The following is a 24,860-nucleotide window of genomic DNA, read 5'->3' as shown; positions in this document are numbered from 1 at the left end:
ACGGAACATCCACGGTTCCTGACCAGCTGCTTATTGCCCTGTTCCAGCCCTACTTGTCGCCCACGAGGGCAAATGCGAAGGCCAGTCGGCGGTCGATCCAGTCGGCCTCGATGGTCACCTCATTGCTCCCCTCGGAGACCATCACCAGGTCGTCACCGGCCCGCCATTCCAAGGTGCGAGGCCGCAGGGGCTGGTCGCCGCCGTCCCCGCCACCGTCGAGGACGGATGTCACCAGTCCCAGCGTGGCCTTGATGGCGACACGCGCCACCCGTTCCGTCTTGGAGTCGCCGCCGGCCAGCTCGTTGCGGCCGGTGATCTCCGGACGGCCGGGCTGGTCGAGACGCCAAGTGTGTCTGAACGGCTTCTTCTTGGGCGGAATGCGCCGCAGGGTGCCGATGACCTGCCCCTGACTGTCGCGCACGACATGGTGGCGCTCGTCGCCCACCTCCTGCGGTGCGTCGACGGAGCAGAGCAGGCGCTGGTTCTCCGGGTCCTCGTACAGGGTGTGATCACCGGCCGGGGACTCCGTACCGAACTGGGCTGTGCGTGCCAGGTAGGCGCAGGGGGCGTTGACCGGGTACTCGGTGCCGCCCTGGGGCACACGGAGTGCGCGCGGGCCGCTGACGGCTTTCTTCTGCTTGTGGGTCACGGGGCGTTCCACGGTGCTGACGATGAACTTCCCGACGGTCGCCCACTCGACGGGCTCCATCGCAGGCTCTCCAGCCTTTTTGCCCTTGCCGAATGCCACCGCTACCTCCTGGGCCGAACTGATGGGCGAGACACCCCGACCTTAGCGTTCGAGCGTGTGCCGGGATGGCCGGGCAGATGCCTCCGGCCGGGGTGGCCGACGGGCCCGAGAACTGCGGTGCCGACCGAATCAGACGCGGTCGCGCCCGGCTGTCGCGGTGGCCAGAGCCGTGAGGAAGGCGCCGCGGTTCCGGGTGGCGATCAGCAGCGATTCCCCCTGGCGGGTGGAGATCGTCACGCTGTCCATGCCCATCGGGACGGCCCAGCCGCCGCCGACAAGGCGAGGCCCGCCGCGTTCGGCTGCCCGCAGGCCGGGCGCCGGTGCGTCGATGGCCGCCGTGGAGGTTGCGTAGCGTTCCATCGGCGTCGGTACGGCGCCCTGGAGCCCGGCCTGAACCGATGCCGGGTCCACTTCGGCGAGTGGGATGCGCTCACGGCCCACCCGGAGGGTTTCCCCGTCGATTCGGATGCGCTGGTAGACGGCCTTGGAGATGGGAACGGCCAGGCAGGGCAGCAGCAGAAGAAGGAACAGGGCCGACAGGCCCAGCCACAGGCCGACTTCATCCGGAATGGTGTCCACGCCCATGTAGGCGATCCCGGCCAGGTAGAGGGCAACGCAGATGGCTGACCAGGTCTTGGGGGACTTCTCCAGATACATGATTTTCGGGTCTGCCTCAGCGGTTGACGACATTGGATTCGCCGGGGAACGGGCGCCTGGCGAAGGCTCGGGAGCCCCGCCGCGCCGACTCCAGCCGTACGACGCTATCCACTGGGGCTCCCGTTTCGCCAGCGCGGGTGTAGGTGGACGGCCGGATGCAGGCCTTGTACCTGGGCCGTTGCCGCGTTCGCCCGCCGCGGCCCCGGCGGGGCCGGTTCGGGCGGGCGGAGGACCGTCAGCGGTTGATGGCCTGGATCTCGTCGACTGTCACGTCCTGGGTGGTGCCGAAGGTGCCGTCGGGGAGGCCCTTCGGGGTGGGTTGTCCGGTGCCGGTCCAGCTGATCTTCCAGGTGATGGTGGCCTTCAGCTTGTACGGGCCGTCGGAGCCGGAGGCACGGAGGTAAGTGAGCCCGCAAGGTGGGGTCTTGTCCGCGTCGCCCTTTACGTACGGAGTGCCGATCGAACCGTCCCCGTTGAACGTGCACTCGCCCGAGCCGGGGTAGAGCTCCGCATCGGGAGTGCCAGGTTCGATTTTCAGGGAGGTCGGAGTGGCGGTCGTCGTGGCGTTCATCCCGGTGAGCGGAACGTAGGCCCGGACGGAAACCGGCTTGAAGTCTGTTTTGTCGAGCCAGGCCCAGGTGGGCAGGTTCACCTTTGTAGCGCCGTTGGGTGCGAGGGTGACATGGGTGTCAGGCACGCGGACGGCTGCATAGGCGATCTCGGCGAGGATCTCTGGAGTCACGGCTTGAGGAACATCTGCCGGAGGCGGGGATCCGTTGTCCACCCAGAATGTCGGTTTAGTGCAGGAGTCCCACCCTGGTGGGTAACTCTTGTCTGCGTCAGAAGTCCACCAGTAACCCTTGTCCGCCTTGGCCAGGTTGAAGTCCTTGTAGGGGTGGCCCTCTGCGTAATGCCGACGCTGCTGGGCGTCCCATTCATAACCCGTGGACTCAAGCGACCACGTATGTTCTTCAAGCTTCTTGAAATCCGCAGCCGAGTACTTCGGAGCGTACCAACATGCGGGAGGAGTCCAATTGCCCACGGGTGCGAGTGGACCGACCGACGCTCCCGTGCCGTTATTGTGTTTATCGGTCTTCACAATGCTGCCCGAGGCTTCAGCCGAGACATCCTGGCCGCTGGAGTCGCCCGAGGCCGTACCGCTGCCCACACTTCCCCCGCCGCCCCCTGGCGTTTTGTCGGCGTGGGCGGGAGCGGCGAGGGCCACCAGCGAGGTGCCTATGGTCGCGCCGATGGCGAGCGCCCGCTTGGCGCGCTTCATGGCTGGCATGACGCTGCCCCACGAGCGGAACTGATCTTCATCATTTCCCAGACCCCTTGGCTGTTCCGCTGGACCTGAACGCCGTACGCAACGTAACTCTGGTTGGTCACCTTGGTCTTCTCGGTCTTCCCTGTTTTGATCACTTTGCTGTAGCCCTTGCTTTCATCTCCGCAGTAGCTGATGGCTGCAGTGGTCTTGCTCTTTACCGTCACCTTTCGGTTGTAGTACCGAGTTGTTCCGGTGATGGTGCGCCCGTTCTTCACGAAGGACTGCACCCACTCTTGGGACGAGGCCGCGCCTTCGCCCTCCGTGTAGAACTCCAGGGCGGGCAGTTCCGGTTTGCCGGCGACTATGGCGGCATCCAGGGCTCGCACATATGCGGCGTTGTCGCCGAGGATTGCGTCCTGGGTGGCATCACCCGTTTTCTCGGGGCTGAAGGTGTCGCTGACGTCGGACGGCAATGTGACCTTCGGTCGGTCGGGTGCCGCTGAACTCGACGCGCTCGGCGAAGCCGGCTTCGAGGCCCCCTGGTCCGCCCCCGCGATCTTGCCCGAGTCCTTTGACTTGCTGTCACCGCCCCCGCCGCACGCGGTCAGGAGGAGTGCCGCTGCGGTCGCGATTGCTGCGGCAGCGGGCAAGGATCGGCGGTTCACTGGCGACTCCCGGTGGGGCGGTTGTGGACTGGAGGTAATTGACGCTATCCGGGCGGTACTTGGTTTCACCAGACTGAATTCGGGGTGCAGGGCGCGTCCCGGGTGATGATTCGGGGTGAATGGTGCGTGCGTGGGCGCGTGGGGGGCCGGTGTTCGTTGGCTGTCGCCTGGGGTTCCTGGGGGATCTGGGGGTCTTGGGTGCTGCCGGCCGGGTTCAAGGTTCCGTCTTGATTACGCTTTGTTCACGCTTCACATATTGCTGGGCTGGTGGGCGGCTGAGCGGCCGGGTCGTGGGTCGTCGCCGTCATCTCGCAGCCACCGCTTCGGGCCCGGTTCGGGCCCGGTTCGGGCCCGGATCGCGCCAAGTTCGCGCCGGGTGAGCCCCAGGTAGTGGTCTGGGCTCGCGCCGGGGCCCGCCCCAGTGTCCTCGTCGCAGCGCCGCCCCTCCCGCCGGACCCCCAACTGCCCAGTTGTGAGGGTGATGCGGATGCCGCAGGTCCCCCGGATTTGCGTCTGCATCGCCAGTCTCCGGGGTGGCTGCGGGCTGGTGGGCCCCGATCGGTGCATCTCCGTGAAGGGTTGGCGGATGCAACGGGCGACCCCCTGCCGTGCAGCAGCTACGGGGAAATCTCGTGAATCTTTGGGTCGCCCTCAAGGTCCGTCGTTTCTGACCGGTTTGGACCGATCCTGGCGATGCGCGTGAAGTTCGCGATCCTTATCTCGTCTTGAGGCGCTTATGTGCTGCTGCTACGGTGCGATGACTTGACAGCCTCCGGTGGCCTGGGAATCGGAACCGGATAAATGGCGGCGAAGCCGTTTCGCTTACGTCGCATATGTCGCAGAGAAACATTTCGGGGATTCGGGGAGAAGCGGCGTGAAGGTCCAGGAGCGCACGGGTGCAGGCAACCACAGGGTTCCCTCACCCTCCCAGTCGGCCGGTGAGCGGCTTCCCACGGTCGCCCGGGAACGTAAGCCCGCCCTTGCCGCGCTCGCCGTTCTGCTGATCCTCGTCGGCGCGCTGGGAGCCACCGTGCTGGTGCTCCGAGCCGGCAACCGCGTCGAGGTCGCCAAACTGACGCGCAACGTCGAGGCGGGCAAGCCCATCACGGACAGCGACATCACGTCGGTGATGGTCGCCGATGACAGCTCGATCAACTACATCAAGTGGAACCAGGTCGGCCAGGTCGAGAAGACCCTGACGGCAAAGAGCACCCTCTACTCCGGGTCCCTCCTGGTGGGCGAGATGTTCACCGGCGAAAAGGGCACCCCCGCGGGCAAGGCCGTCGTCGGGCTCTCCCTCAAGGACGGTCAGTACCCCGTCGGGATCAAGGACGGCGACACCGTCACCGTCTACCGGGTGGGTGACCGGAGCGGCTCCAGCGGTTCCAGCTCCAGCAGCAGCGGCAACCAGTCCGGCTCGACCAGTAACTCCGGTTCCTCCGGCGGCGGCGTCATCGTGCAGCGGGCCACCGTCAGTCACGCCGAGACACCCAACTCCTCCACCATCAGCAGCGGCAATCTCGCGGTCACCCTCCTCGTCGACAACGCCGACGCCGCAGCCCTGTCGCAGGCCGCGTCCGCGGGAGAGGCCGCCGTGGTCACGGTGCCCTCCCACAACGGCTGACCGACGCCCCCAGAGGAACCCAGAGGAACGTAGAGGAACGCAGAAGACATGGCGCTCATCGCCCTCGCCGCAGACAAGGGTTCGCCCGGAGTCACCACGGCCGCCCTCGCCCTCGCCGCTGTCTGGCCCCGGCGGGCGCTGCTCGCCGAAGCCGACCCGGCCGGCGGGGACCTCGTCTACCGCACCACCGCCTCCAACGGCGGCCCGCTCAACCCGAACACCGGCCTGCTCTCCATCGCCGCCGCCGCCCGCCGCGGGCTCGCCGCCGACCAGCTCTGGGACCATGCCCAGCCGATGGCGGGCGGCCTGGAGCTGCTCGTCGGGATCGGATCTGCCGAGCAGGCCGCCGGCCTCGCCGGTGTCTGGCCCACCCTCGGACACGCCTTCTCCACCCTGGGCGACTCACCGCACGCGCCCGCCGACGTGATCGCCGACATCGGCCGGATCGCCGGAGGTTCGCCCGCGATCGACCTGCTGCCGCAGGCCGCCCTCGTCCTGCTCGTCGCCCGTACGGAACCGGAGCACATCGCCCGGGTACGGGACCGGGCCGCCGCCCTCGCCGCCCAGCTCCACGGCGGGCAGCGCGGAATGTCGCAGCTGGCCACCCCGCTCATCGGCGTCCTGCTGGTCGTCGAGTCGAGTGCGTCCGGCAAGGTCGCCCACCAGGTCAACGACATGCTCGTCGCCGCGCAGACCGGCGCCCGGGTCATCGGCACGCTCGCGCACGACACTTCAGGCGCCGCCCTGCTCTCCGGCCGCGGCCGCGGCCGGCTCGACAAGTCGCTGCTGATCCGCAGCGCCCGCAAGGTCGCCGCCGACGTCCACCAGCAGTTCGGCGCGGCCTGGTCGCAGCCGGGCGCCGGGGCCGGTCGATGAGCGACGCCGTCGATCACAGCCTGGTCAAGCGGTACCGGCAGGAGGCCGGCGACCGGATCGCGGAACAGCGCCGCATCGACCAGGTCAGCAACACGCCGCCGATGTCCGGGGAGGACGAGCGGCAGTACGCGCGCGCCGTCATCGCCCAGATACTTGAGGAGTACGCACGCGCGGAGATCAACGCCGGGCGTACCCCTTTCGACGCGGAGACCGAGGAGCAGTACGCGGCGGCCGTGCACGCGGCGCTCTTCGGAGTCGGGCGCCTCCAGCCGCTGCTGGACGACCCCGAGGTCGAGAACATCGACATCAACGGCTGCGACCAGGTCTTCGTCGGTTACGCCGACGGGCGCGAGGCCCGCGTCGACCCGGTGGCCGACACCGACGAGGAACTCGTCGAACTCATCCAGGTGCTCGGCGCGTACTCGGGACTCTCGTCCCGCCCCTTCGACTCCGCCAACCCCCAGCTCGACCTGCGGCTCCCCGACGGCTCGCGGCTCTCGGCCGTGATGGAGGTCGCCCGCAGGCCCGCGCTCTCCATCCGTCGCGCCCGGATGGGCAAGGTCTTCATGGCGGACCTGGTCGGCAACGGCACGCTCACCCCCGAACTGGCCCACTTCCTCGCCTGCGCGGTCCGCGCCCGTAAGAACATCATGATCGCGGGCGCCACCAACGCCGGTAAGACCACGCTCCTGCGGGCACTCGCCAACGAGATCCCGCCGGTCGAGCGGCTCGTCACGGTGGAGCGCGCACTGGAGCTGGGGCTCGACCAGTTCCCCGAACTCCACCCCAACGTCGTGGCGTTCGAGGAACGGCTGCCGAACTCCGAAGGGCTCGGCCAGATCTCGATGGGCGAGCTGGTGCGCCGTTCGCTCCGTATGAATCCCTCGCGCGTCATCGTCGGTGAGGTGCTCGGCGACGAGATCGTGACCATGCTCAACGCGATGTCGCAGGGCAACGACGGCTCGCTCTCCACGATCCACGCCAACAGCTCCAGCGAAGTCTTCAACCGTATTTCCACCTACGCGCTCCAGGCCAACGAGCGGCTGCCCATCGAGGCCAGCCAGATGCTCATCGCCGGAGCCGTCAACTTCGTCGTCTTCGTGCAGCGCCGCAACAACTTCGAGAGCGGCGGCCGCCTCCAGCGTGCCGTCACCTCGGTCCGTGAGGTCAACGGCGTCGACGGCCGCGTCCTCTCCAGTGAGGTCTTCGCCGAGACGCCCGACGGGCGTGTCCTGCCGCACGCCCCGGTGGCGTGCCTCGATGACCTCGCCGTACACGGCTATCGCCCCTCAGGGGCCTGGGGGTGAAGGAGACCGTATGAATGGCATCTCCTCGTTGGGCGGGTTCTTCGATCCGCAGCTGCTGCTCGGACTCGGGTGCGGGGTCGCGGCGGGCGGTGGTCTCGCGCTGCTGATCGTCGCGATCCGCGGTGTCGAGCCCAAGCCCGGCCATGTGAAGGCCGAGCGCGGCGAACGGGCCAGGGAACTCGTCCAGTTCATCGGCCGGCGCGGCTCCATCGCCGTCGGCGTCGGACTCGTCGTCCTGCTGCTGACCCGCTGGACCGTGGCCGGAATCGCCGCCGGGCTGCTCGTCTTCTTCTGGGACCGCCTCTTCGGCGGCGCCGCCCAGGAGAAGATCGCCATGCGCCGGGTGGAGGCGCTCGCGGGCTGGACCGAGTCGCTCCGTGACACCATCGCGGGCGCGGTCGGCCTCGAACAGGCCATCCCCGCCTCCGCGCGCGCCGCGGCCCCCGCCCTGCGCCCGCACCTGGACGCGCTGGTCGACCGGCTGCGCGCCCGGATGCCGCTGCCCGAGGCCCTCCAGTACCTCGCCGACGAGATCAACGACGCGTCCGCCGACATCATCGTGGCCGCGCTCATCCTCAACGCCAAGCTGCGCGGCCCCGGCCTGCGCCAGGTGCTCGGCGCGCTCTCCAAGTCGGCGCGCGAGGAGATCGACATGCGCCACCGGGTGATGGCGCAGCGCTCGTCGACCCGGCGCAGTGTGCAGATCGTGGTCGTGGTCTCGGTGGCGTTCGTACTCGGACTCGCCGTGTTCAACCGGGACTTCGTCTCCCCGTACGGTTCACCGATGGGCCAGCTGGTGCTGGCTGGGGTGTGCGGTCTGTTCGCGCTCGGCTTCTGGTGGCTGCGCAAGCTGTCGGTGATCGAGACGCCGGAGCGCTTCCTGGTCCGCGCCGAACCCGAGGTTCGGTTCGTACGGCCCGACGCGTCCCAGCACGGGTCCCACGGGTCCCAGCAGCAGGGCGGGCAGCAGGCTCCCGTCGGGCATCAGCCTCCGGCCGGGCATCAGGCTCCTGGTGCGCAGCATGCCGGTGGCCAGCACCCGGGTGGCCAGTATCAGGGTGGCCAGCACCCGGGCAGCCAGTACCAGGGCGGAGCGAATCCGGGCGGCCAGTACCAGGCCGGTCCGAACCAGGGCGGACAGCAGCAGACTCCTCCGCAGTCCTCGCCGTTCAACCATGGCCAGGGGGCGCCGCGATGATCGACATTCTCACCGCACCGGTACTGATCGGGGCCGTACTGGGCCTCGGCGTCTTCGTCCTCGTACGGGCCCTGTCCCGTACGAAGCGCTCCGCGGTCTCGCAGGTGCAGCGCATCGACGCGCTGCGGGCGGCCGGTTCCGGGTACGAGCGGCAGGGCGACCAGGAATCCCGCGACGGGCGGCTCGGCTCGCTGCGTGCCCGGGTGGGGGTGCGTATCGCAGACCTCTACCTCCAGCAGGGCTGGGAGCAGCGCTCGCTCCGCTCCGACCTCGCGGTCCTCGACCGCGGCTGGGAAGGGTTCCTGGCGACCAAGGTGCTGCTCGGCGTGGTCGGTCTGATCTTCGGCCCGATGCTCTTCGCCATCGTCGTGGTGATCGGCTTCAGTAAGAGTCCGATCATCCCGGTCTGGCTCGCGCTGGTCTGCGGGCTGCTCTTCTTCTTCCTGCCGGATCTTGAAGTGCGCCGGGACGCGATGGACAAGCGCAAGGACCTGCGCCGCGTCATCGGGGCGTATCTGGACCTCGTCTCGATGAACCTGGCCGGCGGGCGCGGTCTGCCCGAGGCGCTGATGGCCGCCGCCGAGGTGAGCGAGGGCTGGGCGCTGCGGCGGATCCGCAACGCGCTCGCGGACGCCCGGATCACCGGCACCAGCCAGTGGCTCGCGCTCGGCAGGCTCGGCGAGGATCTGGGTATCGAGGAACTGAAGGACTTGTCGTCGTCGCTGGCGCTCGTCGCCGACGACGGGGCGAAGGTACGTGAGTCGCTGGCCTCCAGGGCCGAGACGATGCGGCACCGCGAAATGGCCGAGATCGAGGGAGCGGCCGGTGAGAAGTCGCAGTCGATGCTTGTCGCACAGCTGCTTCTCTGCGCCGGGTTCCTGGTCTTCCTCATCTATCCGGCCGCGATGCGCGTCTTCCAGGTCTGATCCCGCTTCCCCCTTCTCTTGAGAGGATTTCATCCCATGTTCGGACGCCGCTTCAGTCACCCGACTGTCGACTTCCTGATTACGTTCCTGCAGGCACGCGTCGAGCGCGCCCGCTCCGAAGACACCGACCGCGGTGCGTCAGCCGTGGAGTGGGTCATCATCTCGGCGGTCGTCGTGGCGATCGTCGGAGTGGTCGCCGCGATCATCAACTCCGCGCTGAGCGACGGCGCCAACAAGGTCGGCAACTGCATCAAGGGAGCCAGCGCGAGCGGCACTTGCTGAGCTCCTGCAGTTTCTGAGCTCCCGAAGGTCTCGAAGCTTCCCAGATCGTGTCCGAGTTCATCTCCGAGTTCATGTCCGAGTCCGAACGAGTCGCTGAGTCGGTGCTGGTGCGTCAGAGGATCAGAGCGTTCGTACGCCGCAGGGTGGAGGCAGCCTCCGCCCGCGGCGACTCCGGCATGACCGCGATCGAGTTCGTCTTCCTGACCCCGGTCCTGTTCTTCATGATCTTCGCGACGGTGCAGTTCGCGCTGTACTTCTTCGCCGACCATGTGGCCCAGGCGGCCGCCCAGGCCGGCGCGCGCAAGGCGCGGGCCGAGGCCGACGAGAACCCCGGGGGCTGGCGCGGGGACGCGGGCGATGTCGTACAGAGCTACATCCACCAGCTCGGCTCGAAGCTGGTGCTGGGCCCGAACGTGACGATGCTCCAGCCGGACAAGGACACGGTCGGCGTGGAGATCACCGCACGGGTCCCGAATGTCTTCCCCGGCCTCGACCTCACGGTGCACGCGCAGTCGCGGGGGCCGGTCGAGCGGTTCGTGCGGGACTGATGAGAGGCCAACGGGTGGCGGGGCGAAGGGCGTTCGATACGGACGTGGCTGCGGGACGTGGGCAGCGTGCGGTACGTACGCGGGCTCATCCGGTACGTACGCGGTCAGACGCCGTACGTACGCGGGCTCATCCGGTACGTACGCGGTCAGACGCCGTACGTACGCGGGCTCAAGCGGTACGTACACAGGCAGAGGCCGTACGTACGCGACTCAGGCACATGGGGGCCGACCGCGGTCTGTCCACCATCGAAGTGGTCATCCTCGCCCCCGTCATGATCCTCTTCATTCTGGTGCTCGTCGGCTTCGGGCAGCTGGTCGAGGGTCGCGGCGCCGTGGACAGCGCCGCGCGGGACGCCGCACGTGCGGGTTCGATCCAGAAGGACGGCGGCGTCGCGATGTCCGAGGCGCGCAGAGCGGCCGACGCGGATCTGACCGATGTCTGTTCCGGCCCGGTGTCCGTCACGGCCAAGGGGTTCGTCAAGGGCGGCTTCTTCACCGTCGACGTGAGCTGCCAGATCCGTGGCCTCGCGATGCTCGGCCTGAACATCCCCACCACCCTGAGCGGGCACTCGACCTCGCCGATCGACCCGTACCGGAGGACGCAGTGAACGCCCTCACCGGATGGATCGAGTCCCGCCGGGCCCAACTGGACGACCGGGGATCGGGCGCCGCCGCGGTCATCATCTTCGCGTTCCTGTTCCTGGCCCTGGCCGCGTTCGTGGTGGACGGCGGACTGTCGATCTCGCAGCGTGAACGTGCCGCGGACATCGCGGAGCAGGCCGCACGATACGCGGCACAGGACATCGACCGGGAGGCCCTGTACAACAACCAGGGCGGACCCGCGCCGATCAACTACCAGAACTGCAACGCGCGCGTGCACGCCTTCGCCGTCGAGATGGGGATGTCCGGCCAGGACATCGGCGCCTCGCACTGCACGGCCGCCAACACGCAACGGGTCGAGGTGACAGTGCAGTTGACCTACCAGCCGGTGCTCATGGGCATGTTCTACAGCCACTCGATAACCGTCCACGGCTCATCGGTCGCCGAGTCCGTCACGGGCTGAGAGCGGTCCGCCCAGTGGGCGTCCCCGGGCGGGGTGGTGGCGCCGCCCGGCGACTCGTACGGCCGCGCGCTGTCAGGACCGGGTCCGGCAGCCCGCCAGCTCCAGCGCGGCCCGGAACTTCTCCGGGTGGCGGGTGGGGGCCGACCAGACGGGGGAGGCCGCGAACCGCTGTGGTGCCGAGGTCTTCCAGAAGGACCGTTCCTCGGGAGGGCGGAATTCGGGCACGCTCGCTGCGGTGAGATCGACGTTGATGACGATCGCCGCACGCATGTAGGGAGCTGTCAGCAACCCGAGCTTGATGGTGCCGGTGGCAGTCTCCAGGCGGGACGATCCCACATCACGGCCGAGCTTGGCGATCTTCCGGATCTCTTGGTGATCACTGACCACTTCGACGCGCTGGACCGCGTTCCAGGGACAGAAGAAGACCTGTCGCCGGTGCGCCCGCGCCCGGGGCAGCTTCGTCCCTGCTGTTCTGCCGCGGGCTCGCAGGCGCTCCGTCCGCTGAATGCCGCCGATCCAGATACCGGCCGCGTCGACACGGATCCCGATCGGGCGGTCCTCCGCCAGGTGGAGCCCTCCGAGACTCACGGATCCGAAGACGCCCAGGATGATTCCGGGCATGAACACCGAAGAGTTGTCGGTCAGCAACAAGGAAATGAACGAGGCGAAGAGCAGCAGGGGCCAGAAGAAGCCGTGGAACACCAGCGGCGAGCGCAGCGCGGAGCGCTCCTCGGTGTAGTAGACGGGTTCGCCCATCGCAGGCAGGTTCACGCGGTAGATCCAGGTCCGGTAAGCAGCTCGCTCAGGTGGCGGCCGAGGGGTTTCTTCGTCGCAGGCAGCCGGGGTGCCGCTGGCGTTACGTTCGACGCTGAGACCGGTAGGACTCCGGTGGGCCTCGAAACGGTCAAGCTCAGCGCCGGACAGCCTGGGCCTAGAGCGGGGGGCGAGCGGTACTCCGCGCACCGGCCGCCTCCAGCGCCGCCCGGAGTTTCTCGGGGTGGCGGGTCGGGGCCGACCAGACCGGATGGAACGTGAACTGCTGTGGGGCCGATGTCTTGAACCAGTACCGCTTCGTGTCCGGGGGCTGAAACTCCGGAACAGCAGCCGCGGAGAGATCGACGGCCAAGACGAGAGCGGCGCGCGTGTAGGGGGCCGTCAGCGGGCCCACCAGGACGGTTCCGAAAGCGGCCGAGGACCGGTTCGCCCCCACACTCCTGCCCAGCCTGGCGAGCTTCCGGATTTCCTGGCGCTCCGTGACCACTTCGACCTGCTGGATCGCGTGCCAGGGACAGAAGTACACCTGCCGCCGCCGCGCTCTGACCCGAGGCAACTTGCCTCCCTGCTGGCGGTCTTCCCCATGCTCGCGCGCCCGCCGGCGCGCGGCCTGGCTGAGGCCGCCGATCCAGATGCCTGCCTCGTCGACGCGGATACCGATCGGCCAGACCTGGCCCAGGTACAGCCCGCCGAGAGCCACGGACCCGAACCACCCCAGGATCACTCCGGGGATGCACACCGAGGGGTTGTTGGTCAGCAGCAAGGCAACGAACGAGCCGATCAGCAGCAGGGGCCAGAAGAAGCCGTGGAACACCAGCGGTGGGCGGACTCCGGAGCGCTCCTCGGTGTAGAAGGCAGGCTCGTGCATCTCAGGCAGGTTCATGCGGTGCGTCCAGCGAACAGATCGGTCAAGAGGCGGCCCAGCGCCTGATCGTCACAGTCGGTCGTTGTCGGCGCTGTGCCGACGCCTTCGTGCTCCACGCGCAGCCCGGATGAGCCGACCCGTACTTCGATACGGTCGCGTGCGGGGCCCGAGCCCTTGTCCGGCTGGTACACATCGATCACCTTGGGCAGGCGACGCCCGAGCTTGCGAGCCGGGGCTCTGTCGACCCAGCGCAGCAGGGAGCTGACGGCTTCCCCCGGGCTGACCAGGGCGTACTCGTAGGCCGGGCCGAACCGGGACACGTGATTCCCGGTGGCCACCTCGGCCAGCAGGGCCCTCAAGCCCCGGCCTTCCTCAGCGATCCCGTACAGCCGCATACGCTCGGGTTCGCCCTTCGGGCCCTCGCGGCGGAGGACGATGAACGCGGGCCGGCCCCGGCCGGCCAGGATCATCGCCAGCAGCGGACGGACCGGAAGGTCCACGTTCTCTGCGAGGGGGCTTGCGGCAGCATCGGACTCAGGCTCATCGAGCAGACCTCGGTGGATCAGGAACTTCAGCGCCATGGCCGAGAGCCCGCTCCGTTCCGCTTCCAGCAGGCCGGACCACCAGGAGCGGGCGTCCTCGTCGACGAGTGTGGCCTGCATGGCTCCGAGTACGTACAGCTCGGCTGTCGACAGAGCGGGCAGTTGGACTGCACCGTCCCGCTCGACCTGGTCCAGCAACGCTTGCGAAGCTTCGACGTCTGCTTGCCGGGGGTCACCCGTCATGTTGTGCTGCCTCCATCGGCTGCTCAGAAAATACTGGTGACCGCGTGCCAGGTGCTCTTGGCTGCCGATGCCACGGCGTGACCGGTGGCGTTGCACACGTTCTTGAATGGTTTCCAGTGGTGGTAGAGGTAGGTGCCGCCCAGATACAGGCCGGTGCCGACCATCACGGCTTCGCCCACGAAAGGTACGGCGTCCACGACCTGGAGAGCGGCGAGCGTGTCCCAGGTGGCAAGACCGGCATTGACTCCGGCGGCGCCGCGGTCCACCCAGCCCATCGCGCCCTTGTCCTCGGGCTTCCACATGGTGTAGAAGTCGCCCGCGATGGCGAGTCCGTTCAGCCCCACGGTCGCCCCGCGCAGCCACGGGAGCCGCGCCGCTTCCCCCAGGTTGGCCAGCTTTGTGCCCTCGTTCCACTTGCCGATCGCTTCCCAGTCCTTGGCGAAGTCATTGATCGCCTGGGCCAGATCGGCTTCGGTGGCCGCGCCGCTGCTCATGGCGTTCATGATCGGGCGGGCCATCTTCGGGAAGTCGGCCTCCATCAGCTCGGGGATCCGTGCCGCGAACTGTTCAGCGGTTTTGACGCTTTCCTCCGCGCCCTCCGCGCCGTGCATCAGATTGAGCAGCACCATGTCGGCGTACGGCGCCGGTACGGCGTGCAGGCGCTCGTCCCACTTCCGCAGTTCTCCCTCGGGGCCGAAGAGCTTCTCCCACAGCCCCGGGTTCTCCTCCTTCAGCTCCTCACCCGCCTTCGCCACCTGCTCCTTGAGCTGCTTGGCGGACAGGGTGTCCGGGCAGGTCTTGGCGAGCGTCGTCTGCGCGTTGCTGAGCGCGGTCGCGCACGTACCCGCGGCGCGGTTCAGGTCGGAGCTGGCGTCGCTGACCTTCTGGCCGAGCGCTTTGGGCGACTGGCCGGGCGCGGTGGACGCCGGGTGCGAGGCGTGGGAGTGGTTGTCGGCCGTGGTGTTGGCACCCTTCACCGCCTTCTGCGCGGTCTCCAGGGCCCCGGCGTAGGTGTGCAGCGCGGAGTACGCGGCGCCCGCCGCCACATGGACGGCCGTGAAGCGCGGGTACACACCTTCGGCCGCCGTCCGGTACTGCTTGGACAGCGGGCCGGACCAGCCCTTGAGTACGGCTTCGACATGCCGCTGGAACGTCGTCAGCAGCGCGGAATGGTCATGGGCCAGCGATTTGAACCGGCCGGCGGCGGTCCGCAGGGTTTCCGGACTCCCGGACGGAACGGTGTAGGTCGGAGGCGTCATTTGCCGCCTCCTCCTGCCTTCTTGAGGTTGGTGGCGGTCGTCTGGGCGACGTCACCGAGATCACTGACGGAGGTGCCGGTATCCCCGGCTGCCTTCGCGATCGCACCGGCCAGAGAACTGATCGCCGAGGCCACCCGCTGGTCCCCGGCGGCGCCGGCTGCCTGTTTGCCGGCCGACGCTCCGGCCTTGGAATGACTGTTGGCCGAGGTAACGACCGATTTCATCGATGAAGCCGACGCCTGTATGTGCTCGGCGTCACCACCCCGGTAGCCCACTGCTCCCACACCCCGTTTTCGGTACCCGGGCCCGGCTGATCCGTCCCAGCCCCGGCCTCGGCCTCCGACGGTGCTCGGCGGGTCGGCCACAGTCAACGCGGGAAGAGGTGCATCGCGCACTCTTGGCCGGGCAGTGAGCGGAACTTTGCAATCGTGTGGCCTGGCCACAAGGTTGTGGGCGGGGCTTCGCGCCCGGCTTCCGTGGCGGGGACCGGCCCTTGAGGTGCTCAGTGCCCGACAGCGAGCGCGGGCGCCAGCACTCGGAAGCCGTCGTGCGGAAATGGGCTGAGTTCACCAGTCTCTGTGCCGATGCTCAGATCAGCGGCGTGTTCGACGAGTTACGGGGACAGCCGCCCCTCATCGGCTCTTCGCGGGCCTAGTACAGATGGAGACAGCGGAATCAACCGATCGCTAACTCGCGCCGTGCATCTTCCTGTCCTGGGCGGACTGCTTTTTCTGGGCTTTATCCACCAGCCGGTTCTCCTCTGCCGGGAACGAGTCGAAGAGAGCCTTCAGCCGCTTCATGCGCCCTTCGTGATCGGTACGCCATGTGTCGGCCTTCTTGCCGATCCAGGTGTGCGGCATCATGGCGTCGACCCGTTTCATGGCCGCTTTTATGTCCGTCACCGCCCTCTCGATCTCATTCATGTCCTGGCGGCACAGGTAGTCGAGGCGTTCCTGATCGGGAATGCCCATGGAGTACTCCTTTACTGGGCGTATTTGTGGAGTGCGACTGCGGGGGAATGCTGCAACAGCACCACCTCGGACGACTGCTATTTCGTTGAGATCTTCAGCACCGCGGAAGTGAGCCCTGCCATGATGAGGCTGCCCGATGAGTAAGCCAGGGACGTTGGCATCTCACAGGGAATGTTCTTCGCGTCAACTGGCTTCCCTGGCTTGCATGTGGAACCCGACTCGTTTTTCGATGAGTGCTTCGCCACCAGTTCCGCCTTTTCGGCAGCCAGGTGAAGCACGTACGAGCCCGATGAATCTCCCGCGTGGACGTAAATGCCATCCGCACCGTCGTCGGTCATCCAGCGAACTTTGAGGGAGGCAGGGTCTCCGGGGACTCCGGCGATATGCCGGGGAAGGGTTATGGTGTGCGAGGAACCGTCAGCGCCGATGGCTGTTATGCCGCCGACGTGCGAAGGGTCGTCGGTGCTGGGGGAAACGTAGAGCGTTTGCGTGCCACTCGCCGCGCCACCGGGAGAGATAGCCGGCCAGTCCTTGGCCGGGCCTCGGCCTGGGATCTGGTAGATGCGGGTGAGGTGTCCGTCCTTGAGTCGCCAGATAACGTTGTAATCGGCGATCATGATAGAGCCGTCGGGCTCTGCCGCGAACGGTACGGGTTGGCTGGCGGCGAAGTGGTATTGGCTTGCCGACACAGTTTTCGGGGCGGGGTCCCGAAGTTTTCGATTCTTGCCCGCGACTCCTGCGAGAGCCGTTTTACGGCGGCCGGGGCCCAGTTCGACGAGCTGAGAATCGGCGCTTGTCAGGAACTTCCCGCCCGGCAGTGCTACCAGCCCTGCCATGCCCTCGATTTGGTCGTCGAGAATGACTTTCGCTTTGTGGTCCTTGGTGATGGTGACGAGAGATGTCCCCAGGCCGTAGACCAGGCCGTCGGGGCCGTAGGTAATCCCTTCCGGGGTCCCTCCGAACCCGTCGTAAGCAACCTCCTGGGCCTTGTTGTCCGCATCGGTCTGGAGAACGGCCACGGCTTGCCCCTTGGCAGGTTCCTTCCAGGTGCTTCCCGGCTTGCTGTCGCAGGCCGTCAGGCCGAGAAGGACCATCGAGGCCATTCCGGCCGACAGGTATGCCTTACCGCTTCGCCTCACGGCTGAACCCTTCGCTCAGTACGCACATGTCAGTCGTCGGCCCCGCGTTTGAAGGAATTTCGCATGGTGTCGTCGAAATTATCCAGCTCGTGATTATGCCGCTTCTTCTCGGCGGACCACATTGCGTTGAAGTCTTCTCGATCATTCTCATTGTGAATTACAATGTTTCCGTCGGCCCACTCTGGATGGCCATCTGGTGCCTTCATCTTGCCGGACCGGATGAGGCCCTGCATAATCGGGATTTGCATAGATGTCGAATCGCTGAACTTGATGCTTTTGTAGTCGTTCTGCACTTGGTCGGCTTCCCCCGATGGGAATTTCGATCCGGCGTAGGGCATCCCTGCCCAGATGGAGGCCTGGACCCATGTGGAGCCGAGTGCGAATTTCGCCGGGTTCGCGGGGAGGGGGACGGCTGCTGCTCCGCTGGCGATGATGTTGAACCACATCAGCTGCTTCGCGTGCTCGGCATCCCGTAGCGCTGCATCGTTCATCTTGACATCGTGTCCGGCGGCTGAAACTTCGCCTCGAAGCTCAGCCAGGTTGTTCAGGTACGCCCCCTGATCACCGGTGAGTCCGCGTTGAGAGGTCAGGCTGATTTGCGCGTTGATGGACTGAAGAACATTGCCAGCCTCGTCCTTGTTCTTCATGATCTCGCTGAGGAAGGCTTTCGTGGTGCCCTTGTCCGAGATGATTGTGCCACCAGACTCGGAAGCCTGGTTCTGATCAATTCCGGTTGACTCGGCAAAATCAGGAACATAGGACTGGAAGACGTTGGACAGTGCCTTCGATATGCCCATGTTGACTGGGTACTGCTCCTTCTCGTAATCGCTCTTCTTGTCGTCTAGTTTGTATTTTTCTGCACCGGCGTTGATGATGTTCTTCGCAGCTTTGGCTGAGGCGTCAGGATGGTGGAGCCTGTCGCTTGTGGCCGCGCGGATGACGGCACTTGGCCACTTGGTGTCGTCGAGGTGTGTACCCGGTGTGGCCCAGTGATCGTCGACGAGTTCCTTCGCGTGCGTTGCGCCCGCCGGGCCATTGAGGAGGTCTCGAGAAGCTTCGGGATTCTCGCTGACCCGCTGCATGAGAGCGAGCGACGGGTCGTTGGCGTCGATTGCCTTGACGCGCCGTGTGGCCTCGTCCAGGTTCTCGTCGACATAGCTGTGATCAAGACCCAGCTTTGAGTACCAGGGACTGTCCGGGTCTACATAGGCATCGCCCGTGTAGATTTCGCCCCGGATGCCGCCCTTGGAATATGCGGGCCGCATTGGGTGATCCTTACGCCAGTCGAGCATTGCGCCACCGACCTGGGACAGTACTGTCGGGTCCCATTTGTCGCCGGGCGGCCCGTACTTGAAGAGCGTCCCGACCGACCACATGTCGCCACCCGGCGGGTCGGTGAGAGATTTGACGTAGTCCGGGTTGGGCGGAATCTTGCCCTTCTTCTGGAGGGTGAAGATCCGGTTGATGCCTGTGGCGTACTGACCGATCACCTTCGTCGAGTCGTCGTTCAGTACCTGCCCTCCGTGGGTGCCGTCCTCCTGGTGGAATGCGCTGCCGACGCGGGCAGCGTCCGCGACGCCACCGGCCGCCGCGAAGGCGGTCAGATAGGCGGGGTCGTCCTGGTGGTCGGCGAGGGATTGGGCGACGGCTTTGATGTCGGCGCGGGAGCCCCCGGCCTTGGGGTCGTCGAGCGCCTTCTTGAGAGTGTCGGCTTCTTCCTTGGCCTCCTTGGCGCTCTGCTGACGTACACCCTTCATGTCCCACGGGATGTCAAGAATGTTGCCGTCCGGTGTGCACATGCCTGAGCCGCCGTGCTCTTCCAGGTTCCGGGCGAGGTCCGCGCGTTTGGACATGTCACGGCCGTCATTGCCGACGGCATGTGTCTGCTGTGCAATCAGAGACAGGTCGAGGCTGCCGTCCCACTCCTTGAAGTTCTTGCGGATGACGCCACCGTGTCTGGAGAGCGCTGCCTCCAGATCCTTCAGGCGGTCGGCCAGTTTGCGTATACGGACCGGATCCACACCGACGTAATCGTTCACAGACAGCTCCCCCGTGACAGACATTGCCCGATCGTGAGATCGACAGGCCAGGCTAGCAGGTGCACTCAGCTCAACTCCTTTGTTCCAAAGGCGCGTGGAGCAACCGTGCGTGGGCTACAGGGCCGGGGTAGGGCTGGGCGAAACTGAAGCGGCCTGCTCGACGAGCGACCGGATGTTTGATCACGCGCGCCGGGAGGCGACAGGTGGCCGCCCTTCGCGTGTGGGATTGGTCTCCTGCGCTTCACTCGGCGACGGACGGTTTGCCGGCGTGGACGATTCCGCCGGAACCGCACTCGTCACTGCGGCCGAGGACCCCGGTGATGCCGGTGGGGGAGGGCAGCCGAGGGACTGCCCGATTGTTCGTCGGCTCGTAGTGGCTGCGCGACGTGCTTGCCCGGGGGTCACGCTCATCAGTCGGCCTGGGGGGCCAGTGTCTCCGTCAGAGCCTTCATCTTGTCCACACCGATGTGTGTGGGCGTCTTTCCCCTCGACGACCACCAGGGCGACGTGACCGGCGCCGTCCACTGGAAGGCGGACAGCGCCGACGCTTGTGTTACGGAGTGACTGTGGTCGTACCGCGCTTGGCTTTATGAGCCGTGGGCAGCCACTTCTGCAGCGCGCTGGACGCCATTCGCGCATCGGAAGCGATCTGAGGGGCCATCAACCCAAACGCGTAATCTGAGCGGCGGGTGCCGACCGTGTACACGGTGATCTTGTCTGCGGCAATCCCGGAGGCGCAGCTCACCACTGCGCCCCCGGCGTCGGCGAGCGGTGAGCCGGGCCCCGCGGTCTTGTCGGTTTAGGCGCTGACCGTCCCCTTGCCGTGCTCCGGCCCAGCCTGGCCGCTCACGCCAATCCGCTGTGCTGCTTTTCCAATGAGCACCGAACTGTGCCCGTTCGCGGCCCGTTGTCAGCGGTTGATCGTCTGGATTTCCTGGACGTTCATGTCCTGGGTGGTCTGGAAGGTTCCGTCGGGGAGGTCGCCGTGTGCGCCGCCCGTGCCCTTCCAGCTGATCTTCCAGGTGATGGATGCCTTGAGCTGGTACGGGTTTCCGTCGGTCGCGTGGAGGTAGCTGATGCCGCAGGGCGGGTTCTGGTTTGCGTCGCCCGCCTTGTACGGCGTGCCGATGGAGCCGTCCGTGTTGAAGTTGCAGGTGCCGGAGGAGGGGAAGGTGTCCGCGTCGTCCGTGCCCGGGTCCAGGTGGAGGCTCACCGGTTTCGCGGTGGTCTCGGCCCAGAGCCCGGTGTTGGGGAGTTCCGCGCGGACCACGACGTCCTTGAAGGTGCCCTTGTCCAGCCATACCCAGGTGGGCACGTTCACGGTGGACTTGGCCTGCGGCTTCAGCTCGATCTTGGTCTCGGGGATCTTGACCCTGTTGTACGCGTACTCGGCGAGCATCTTCGGCGTGGGCGCGTGCGGGATCTTCGGGACCTGACCGGCGGGCTGCCAGAACATGATGCGGCCGCACTGCCAGGAGTCGGGATCCGACTCGTCCGGCGCTACGCTCCGCCAGAAGTAGCCGCCCTTGCCGATGTTGTAGTTCTTGTAGCCATCAGCCATGGAGCTGGGGTCGTCGAAGTTGGCTTCGGGCTTGCCGTCCTTGTAGTGGTCGGTCCAGAGGCCGGTGCCGAACCAGGACTCGTGGATACCCACATCGCCGTCGCCGCCGGACGACTTCACGAAGTCCTTCAGGCCTTCGGGCGTGAAGACCGGCTCGTACCAGCACGCAGGCGGCTTCCAGTTGGGGTCGATCGCGGCCAGGTTGCCCTTTTTGCCGCTCCCGCCGCCTCCCTTCGGGTAGCTGAGGCGGATCTGGGAATGGGTGGCGGAGGCGGCTACGCTCCGGCCGTCCGAGCTGCCACCAGAGCCAGAGGCCGGAGGCGGTGGCGTCGAACTGCCCGGTGGGTCGTCTGCCGTAGCGGCACCGGCCGGCCAGAGCGCCAGGAGAGAGGCTGCCGCAGCCAGGCAGTACAGGGATCGCCGTGAGATCACTGCTGGCATTGCTTCGCCTTCCCGAACACCTCGATGGTCTGGGCCTGCCATGTGTCCGATGACGCCTTCGACGGCTTCATGTACATCCGGTACAGCTGGTAACTGTCCGGAGATTCCTTGGTGCGGTAGACCTTCCCGGTCTTCACGTTTTTGCCGTACGCCTGGGACTGGTTCCGGCAGAAGGTGACGACAACTGCCTTCGTGGAACTCGACTCATTGGTCTGGGATTTGTAGAAGCGATCGGTCCCCGTGGGTGTCCAGCCGCCGGCCACCCATTGTTTGATCTGCGTACGCGTGTATTCGGCGGCAGGGCCGACCGCGTAAGCCTTGTAGGCGGGATCATCCGGGTCTTGCTTCACGAGTCCGTGCTTGAACGCGCGGAGGTAGTTCGAGACGCCCTGAAGGGCGGCCTTCTGCTCCGGGTCGGAGGTCCCGCTCCAGTTGATGTCGAGCTTGACGTCCTTGGGGAGGCTCAGATCCGGCTGACCCGTTCCGGCGCCGGACGGGTTCGGCGATGCTGATTTGGTGCCCTCGTCCGCACCCTTGATCTTGTCCTTGGACGCGTCGTTGCTGCTGCCTCCGCAAGCGGTCAGTAGCAGGGCCGCGCTGACAGCGAGTGCGGCGGCGATGGTTGGAGTGCGGCGGGCCACGAGTGTTCTCCCCCGGTTGATCGGCAGCAGGCCGGCAGTCCGGACTGCAAACATGCAGGCCATTCGAAGCTACCAGCCGCGTGTAAAAGGCAGCAGAGGATGGTCGGGGGATTCCGTGCGGTGTGCGGGACGCGTGACCTGCTCGTGACCAATGTGTCGTGGGGGAAGGTGTTTCACGCGGCCAGGGCCGCCATGTGCACGTGCGATGCGGGCCGGGCGCTGTGACAGCAGCGCGCCCCGATGCCCGGATCGATCGGGCTCGGGGCGCGAGTGCTCAGAAATCAGTTCCCGGACGCGTGCGTCACGAAGTCCGTCCATGCGCCGGGCGTGAAGCCGAGTTGCGGGCCCGGGATGTTCTTCGAGTCGCGGACGTGGACGGTGCTTGTCACTGCTGCGATCTCGACGCACTCAGGGCCGTCATTGGTGCTGTAGCTGCTCTTGATCCACTCCAGCCCGGAGGTGTTTCCGGCTGAGGGCTTGATACTCATGTCTCTCCAACCAGTTTCTCGATGAAGGTCCGCGACAACCGAGGTGTGAGCGCCTGGGACCGGATCAAGCCGTAGCGCATCTCAAGAATCTGGACCTCCCTGGGCTCGCTGATCAGCCGACTGGTGAGCTGGACCTCGTTGTGCCCCACAGCCGTGCCGTCCCTCAGCTTAAGCACCTGGTGTGAGCCACCCAGCCCCGCGTGCTCCTCCGTCTCCGTTGGCATGACCTGGACCTCCACGTGTCTCAACACGCTTAGTTCCAAAAGGTGTTCGAGCTGGCGGCGTAAGACCATTCTGCCTCCAGTCGGGCGCCGCAGAGTGGCTTCCTCCTGGACGAAGGTCAGCAGAGGTGCCGGCCTTCGCTGGAAGATCGACTGCCGGGCCATACGTGCGGCTACCAGGCGATCCACCTCGTCTTCGCTGTATGCGGGACGCCGCTCCCCGTACAGCGCACGTGCGTACTCCTCGGTCTGCAGGAGACCGTGCACGACAAAGCTGCCGTACGCCCCCAGCTCGACCGCTTCTCTCTCCAGCTTGGCCAGGTCCCGGACCTTCTTCGGGTATCTGGCGTCCGCCACGTCCTTCTTCATCTCGGCGAGCTTCCCGCCCGCGCCCAGCACTTCGTCCGCCCGGTCCAGGAACTCGGGTTTCGGGATCCGCTTTCCGGCCTCGACCTTGTAGACCTGGTTCTCGCCGTACCCGATCGCCGCGCCCAGTTCCGCCGCCCGCAGCCCCGCCGCCTCCCGCCACAGGCGGATCTGCCGGCCGACCGCCGCGATCACCGCTCCCGAGTCGTCCTCCAGGTCGACGTCCCGGTCCGCGTCGTCCGCACCATCCGTCGTGTACTCCCCGCCGTCATCGCCCGGCATACCCCGCCTCCGCCCGTACTGGTTCTGGTGCGCGCGCCGCCGTACCGGCTGGACAGGCCCGGACAACCGCTGGACAGTCACTGTCCGTACACGCGTCAATACTTCTCAGCGTAGAGGGCCCCGGCCACGCTGAGTGACGTGAACCACACAATCAATCTCGCTCAACACCCCGCCCCCGGCCGTACGTTCACCGTGCTGCTTTCGCCCACCCGCCGGGGTGCGCGGCTGGCGCGGTTGCTCACCACCGCGCATCTGGGGCACTGGGGTCTGCCTGCCGAGTCGGCCGCGCACATCGTCGGCGAACTGTCTGCCAACGCCATGACCCACGGCCGTGTACCGGGCCGGGACTTTCAACTGAGTCTCATGGTGCACGGGCGGGCGCTGCTGCGGATCGAGGTGAGTGACGCCCGGGGCGAGCGGCTTCCGCCGGGGCCCGGTACCGCAGTCATTCCCGCCGGTGATGCGGAGTCCGGTCGCGGTCTGCTGATCGTCGATTCGCTCGCCGACCGCTGGGGCGTCACTCCTGGTCCGTTCCCGCGCAAGACGATCTGGGCCGAACTCGATCTCGTACCGCACGGAGGGCAGTAGGGGGTTCTCCGGCGCCGGACCGTCGGCGCCGGGTCGTGGGCTTCCGCGACCCGGTGAGCCGTGACCCGGCCTCCCGCGACATCAAAGCTCTTGAGTACGGAGGACAAAGAACCTTCCCAACCTCACCCTGCCGTACGTCACCCACACGGGTGAGCTTGGCCAACTGGGCTGGATTTCAGGCGGGTTGGTCGGCATATGCTCGCCGCGACAAACAACCCCAGACATGTGACGGCCCCCGGCCAGGACAGCGAATCCTGAAACGGGGGCCTCACCACCGAGGAAGAAGCACCTTCCCGATGGATACCCAGCAGGTTAGCGCGCCTCCGCGCGCCTCGTCCCGCGATCGCCGTGGCGTACGGCACGCCGGCGTCACACACATCAACTCCCGTCACACTGCCCGCTTCACGGTCGTCGGCAACCACCTCGCCCAGCACCGTGGGCTGTCCCTCGTCGCGATCGCGCTGGCCGTACACATCCAGTCGCTGCCCGCCGGAGCCAGGATCGGCGTCAAGGTCCTCGCCGACCGATTCCCGGAGAGCGAGGCCCGGGTGGCCTCCGCGCTGCGTGAGCTGGAAGCCCACGGTTACTTGCGCCGCACCCGGGAACGCCTCCCGAACGGCCGGGTCGTCACCCGCACGGTCTCGTACAACCAGCCGGGAGAGCCGGGAGCGTCTGGAAAGTCGGTCGCAGACGCGGGCCCGCGCCCCACCACTGTCCCGCCCGGCCCGACCCCGCCCGCCGCTCTATCCGCGCCTGAGCCGCAGCCGAGGCCCCGGCTGCAGCCGCAGCCCCGGCCCCCGATGCAGAAGCAGCCCCCGATTCAGCGCCAGGCCCGAGCGGACGACCCCGTACCGCGCCCAGCCGTCGTGCTTCCCCAGCCGCTCGTGCCCGATCCGGTGCGGCACCGCGCGGCCATCGATCTGCTCTCCGGGCTGCGCCGCGACGAGCCCAGGCTGTTGCTGGCCGAGACCGACGTCCGGCGCCTGGCCCCCGCCGTCGCGGCCTGGCTCGAACGTGATGCCCACCCCGATGCCGTACGCGCTGTCCTCACCGCCGATCTGCCCGGGCCGCTGAGGCGTCCTGCGGCCCTTCTCGCCCACCGGCTCGCCGTTCTCGTGCCCGCTCCGCTGCCCGCTCTCCGGGCCGGGGGTGAGTCCGGGGGAGAGTCCGGGCCTCCTGACCCGCTCCAGAACTGCGACACCTGCGACCGTGCGTTCCGGTCACCCGGGCCCGGCCGCTGCCGCGGCTGCCGGACCGAGCGGCGGCGGTGAGCCCGGGG

At 67.0% G+C, this 24,860-nt stretch carries 26 protein-coding genes and 1 pseudogene; 11 read left to right on the top strand and 16 right to left on the bottom strand.

From position 1 onward, the window contains the following. Positions 1-49 precede the first annotated feature (49 nt). The 4 genes from OG210_RS11330 to OG210_RS11315 form a co-directional block, all read right to left on the bottom strand. Positions 50-748 (bottom strand): hypothetical protein, encoded by a 699-nt coding sequence (locus tag OG210_RS11330; protein ID WP_371536133.1) that lies wholly within the window; start codon positions 746-748, stop codon positions 50-52. Positions 749-877: 129 nt separating this feature from the next. Continuing rightward, complete coding sequence (locus tag OG210_RS11325; RefSeq protein ID WP_371536129.1) at positions 878-1,405, bottom strand: hypothetical protein; 528 nt, start codon at positions 1,403-1,405, stop codon at positions 878-880. Between the two features lie 235 nt (positions 1,406-1,640). Then, the gene (locus OG210_RS11320; protein ID WP_371536126.1) at positions 1,641-2,693 is read right to left on the bottom strand and encodes a hypothetical protein; all 1,053 of its coding nucleotides are present in this window, start codon (positions 2,691-2,693) and stop codon (positions 1,641-1,643) included. Then, complete coding sequence (locus OG210_RS11315) at positions 2,681-3,337, bottom strand: hypothetical protein (RefSeq protein ID WP_371536123.1); 657 nt, start codon at positions 3,335-3,337, stop codon at positions 2,681-2,683. Before OG210_RS11315 ends, OG210_RS11320 begins: the two co-directional genes overlap by 13 nt. 874 nt (positions 3,338-4,211) lie before the next feature. Here OG210_RS11315 and OG210_RS11310 point away from each other — a divergent pair. From OG210_RS11310 to OG210_RS11270, 9 genes and pseudogenes are all read left to right on the top strand, one after another. Then, positions 4,212-4,961 carry a hypothetical protein gene (locus OG210_RS11310; protein ID WP_328329965.1) on the top strand — a complete coding sequence of 250 codons (750 nt, stop codon included), beginning with the start codon at positions 4,212-4,214 and terminating at the stop codon, positions 4,959-4,961. 48 nt (positions 4,962-5,009) lie between these two features. After that, entirely contained in the window at positions 5,010-5,837 is an 828-nt protein-coding gene (locus tag OG210_RS11305; RefSeq protein WP_328329967.1) for a hypothetical protein, read from the top strand. Next, a complete protein-coding gene (locus OG210_RS11300) occupies positions 5,834-7,144 on the top strand; it encodes an ATPase, T2SS/T4P/T4SS family (RefSeq protein ID WP_328329969.1) in 1,311 nt (436 codons plus the stop codon). Before OG210_RS11305 ends, OG210_RS11300 begins: the two co-directional genes overlap by 4 nt. 10 nt (positions 7,145-7,154) lie before the next feature. Beyond that, positions 7,155-8,135 (top strand): annotated as a pseudogene (locus tag OG210_RS11295) (type II secretion system F family protein); the annotation flags it as partial. A 203-nt stretch (positions 8,136-8,338) separates the two neighbouring features. After that, positions 8,339-9,268 (top strand): type II secretion system F family protein, encoded by a 930-nt coding sequence (locus tag OG210_RS11290; RefSeq protein WP_328329971.1) that lies wholly within the window; start codon positions 8,339-8,341, stop codon positions 9,266-9,268. Positions 9,269-9,304: 36 nt separating this feature from the next. Further along, positions 9,305-9,550, top strand: coding sequence for a hypothetical protein (locus OG210_RS11285; RefSeq protein WP_164259321.1), 246 nt, complete (start codon positions 9,305-9,307; stop codon positions 9,548-9,550). 176 nt (positions 9,551-9,726) lie between these two features. Then, on the top strand, positions 9,727-10,098 hold the full coding sequence (locus tag OG210_RS11280; RefSeq protein ID WP_371540252.1) for a TadE family protein: 372 nt from the start codon (positions 9,727-9,729) through the stop codon (positions 10,096-10,098). A gap of 218 nt (positions 10,099-10,316) precedes the next feature. Next, on the top strand, positions 10,317-10,706 hold the full coding sequence (locus OG210_RS11275) for a TadE/TadG family type IV pilus assembly protein (protein WP_371536117.1): 390 nt from the start codon (positions 10,317-10,319) through the stop codon (positions 10,704-10,706). Beyond that, entirely contained in the window at positions 10,703-11,161 is a 459-nt protein-coding gene (locus tag OG210_RS11270) for a pilus assembly protein TadG-related protein (protein WP_371536114.1), read from the top strand. Before OG210_RS11275 ends, OG210_RS11270 begins: the two co-directional genes overlap by 4 nt. A 72-nt stretch (positions 11,162-11,233) precedes the next feature. On the opposite strand, the gene OG210_RS11265 is transcribed toward OG210_RS11270, so the two are convergent. The 12 genes from OG210_RS11265 to OG210_RS11210 all read right to left on the bottom strand — a co-directional run bounded on the left by OG210_RS11265 (position 11,234) and on the right by OG210_RS11210 (position 22,993). Beyond that, complete coding sequence (locus tag OG210_RS11265) at positions 11,234-11,917, bottom strand: hypothetical protein (RefSeq protein WP_371536111.1); 684 nt, start codon at positions 11,915-11,917, stop codon at positions 11,234-11,236. 175 nt (positions 11,918-12,092) lie between these two features. Continuing rightward, positions 12,093-12,803 (bottom strand): hypothetical protein, encoded by a 711-nt coding sequence (locus tag OG210_RS11260; RefSeq protein ID WP_371536108.1) that lies wholly within the window; start codon positions 12,801-12,803, stop codon positions 12,093-12,095. Positions 12,804-12,814: 11 nt separating this feature from the next. After that, positions 12,815-13,585, bottom strand: a complete 771-nt coding sequence (locus OG210_RS11255) for a hypothetical protein (RefSeq protein ID WP_328329981.1) — start codon at positions 13,583-13,585, stop codon at positions 12,815-12,817. A gap of 23 nt (positions 13,586-13,608) precedes the next feature. After that, a complete protein-coding gene (locus OG210_RS11250) occupies positions 13,609-14,844 on the bottom strand; it encodes a WXG100 family type VII secretion target (RefSeq protein WP_371536104.1) in 1,236 nt (411 codons plus the stop codon). Beyond that, positions 14,841-15,068: a hypothetical protein gene (locus OG210_RS11245; RefSeq protein ID WP_328329985.1), complete on the bottom strand. Its 228-nt coding sequence runs from the start codon at positions 15,066-15,068 to the stop codon at positions 14,841-14,843. The genes OG210_RS11250 and OG210_RS11245 overlap by 4 nt, the downstream gene beginning before the upstream one ends. A gap of 462 nt (positions 15,069-15,530) precedes the next feature. Further along, on the bottom strand, positions 15,531-15,815 hold the full coding sequence (locus tag OG210_RS11240; RefSeq protein WP_328329987.1) for a hypothetical protein: 285 nt from the start codon (positions 15,813-15,815) through the stop codon (positions 15,531-15,533). Positions 15,816-15,892: 77 nt separating this feature from the next. Then, entirely contained in the window at positions 15,893-16,954 is a 1,062-nt protein-coding gene (locus tag OG210_RS11235; RefSeq protein ID WP_328329989.1) for a hypothetical protein, read from the bottom strand. A 29-nt stretch (positions 16,955-16,983) separates the two neighbouring features. After that, positions 16,984-18,993, bottom strand: a complete 2,010-nt coding sequence (locus OG210_RS11230) for a hypothetical protein (RefSeq protein WP_328329991.1) — start codon at positions 18,991-18,993, stop codon at positions 16,984-16,986. Positions 18,994-19,903: 910 nt separating this feature from the next. Then, positions 19,904-20,995, bottom strand: a complete 1,092-nt coding sequence (locus OG210_RS11225; RefSeq protein WP_371536100.1) for a hypothetical protein — start codon at positions 20,993-20,995, stop codon at positions 19,904-19,906. Further along, positions 20,983-21,636 carry a hypothetical protein gene (locus tag OG210_RS11220; protein ID WP_371536097.1) on the bottom strand — a complete coding sequence of 218 codons (654 nt, stop codon included), beginning with the start codon at positions 21,634-21,636 and terminating at the stop codon, positions 20,983-20,985. Before OG210_RS11220 ends, OG210_RS11225 begins: the two co-directional genes overlap by 13 nt. A gap of 281 nt (positions 21,637-21,917) precedes the next feature. Next, positions 21,918-22,124 (bottom strand): DUF397 domain-containing protein, encoded by a 207-nt coding sequence (locus OG210_RS11215; protein WP_371536094.1) that lies wholly within the window; start codon positions 22,122-22,124, stop codon positions 21,918-21,920. Next, positions 22,121-22,993: a helix-turn-helix domain-containing protein gene (locus OG210_RS11210; RefSeq protein ID WP_371536091.1), complete on the bottom strand. Its 873-nt coding sequence runs from the start codon at positions 22,991-22,993 to the stop codon at positions 22,121-22,123. The genes OG210_RS11215 and OG210_RS11210 overlap by 4 nt, the downstream gene beginning before the upstream one ends. A 138-nt stretch (positions 22,994-23,131) precedes the next feature. Between OG210_RS11210 and OG210_RS11205 the strand changes: the two genes are divergently transcribed. Together OG210_RS11205 and OG210_RS11200 are read left to right on the top strand one after the other, a co-directional pair. Beyond that, positions 23,132-23,581 carry an ATP-binding protein gene (locus OG210_RS11205; protein WP_371536089.1) on the top strand — a complete coding sequence of 150 codons (450 nt, stop codon included), beginning with the start codon at positions 23,132-23,134 and terminating at the stop codon, positions 23,579-23,581. Between the two features lie 296 nt (positions 23,582-23,877). Next, on the top strand, positions 23,878-24,852 hold the full coding sequence (locus OG210_RS11200; RefSeq protein ID WP_371536086.1) for a helix-turn-helix domain-containing protein: 975 nt from the start codon (positions 23,878-23,880) through the stop codon (positions 24,850-24,852). Positions 24,853-24,860 lie beyond the last annotated feature (8 nt).

The sequence above is a fragment of the Streptomyces sp. NBC_00466 genome (genome assembly GCF_041433995.1).
Lineage (GTDB): Bacteria > Actinomycetota > Actinomycetes > Streptomycetales > Streptomycetaceae > Streptomyces.
Note: the sequence above shows the minus strand (reverse complement) of the source record. Positions and strands in the feature narration are given on the sequence as shown.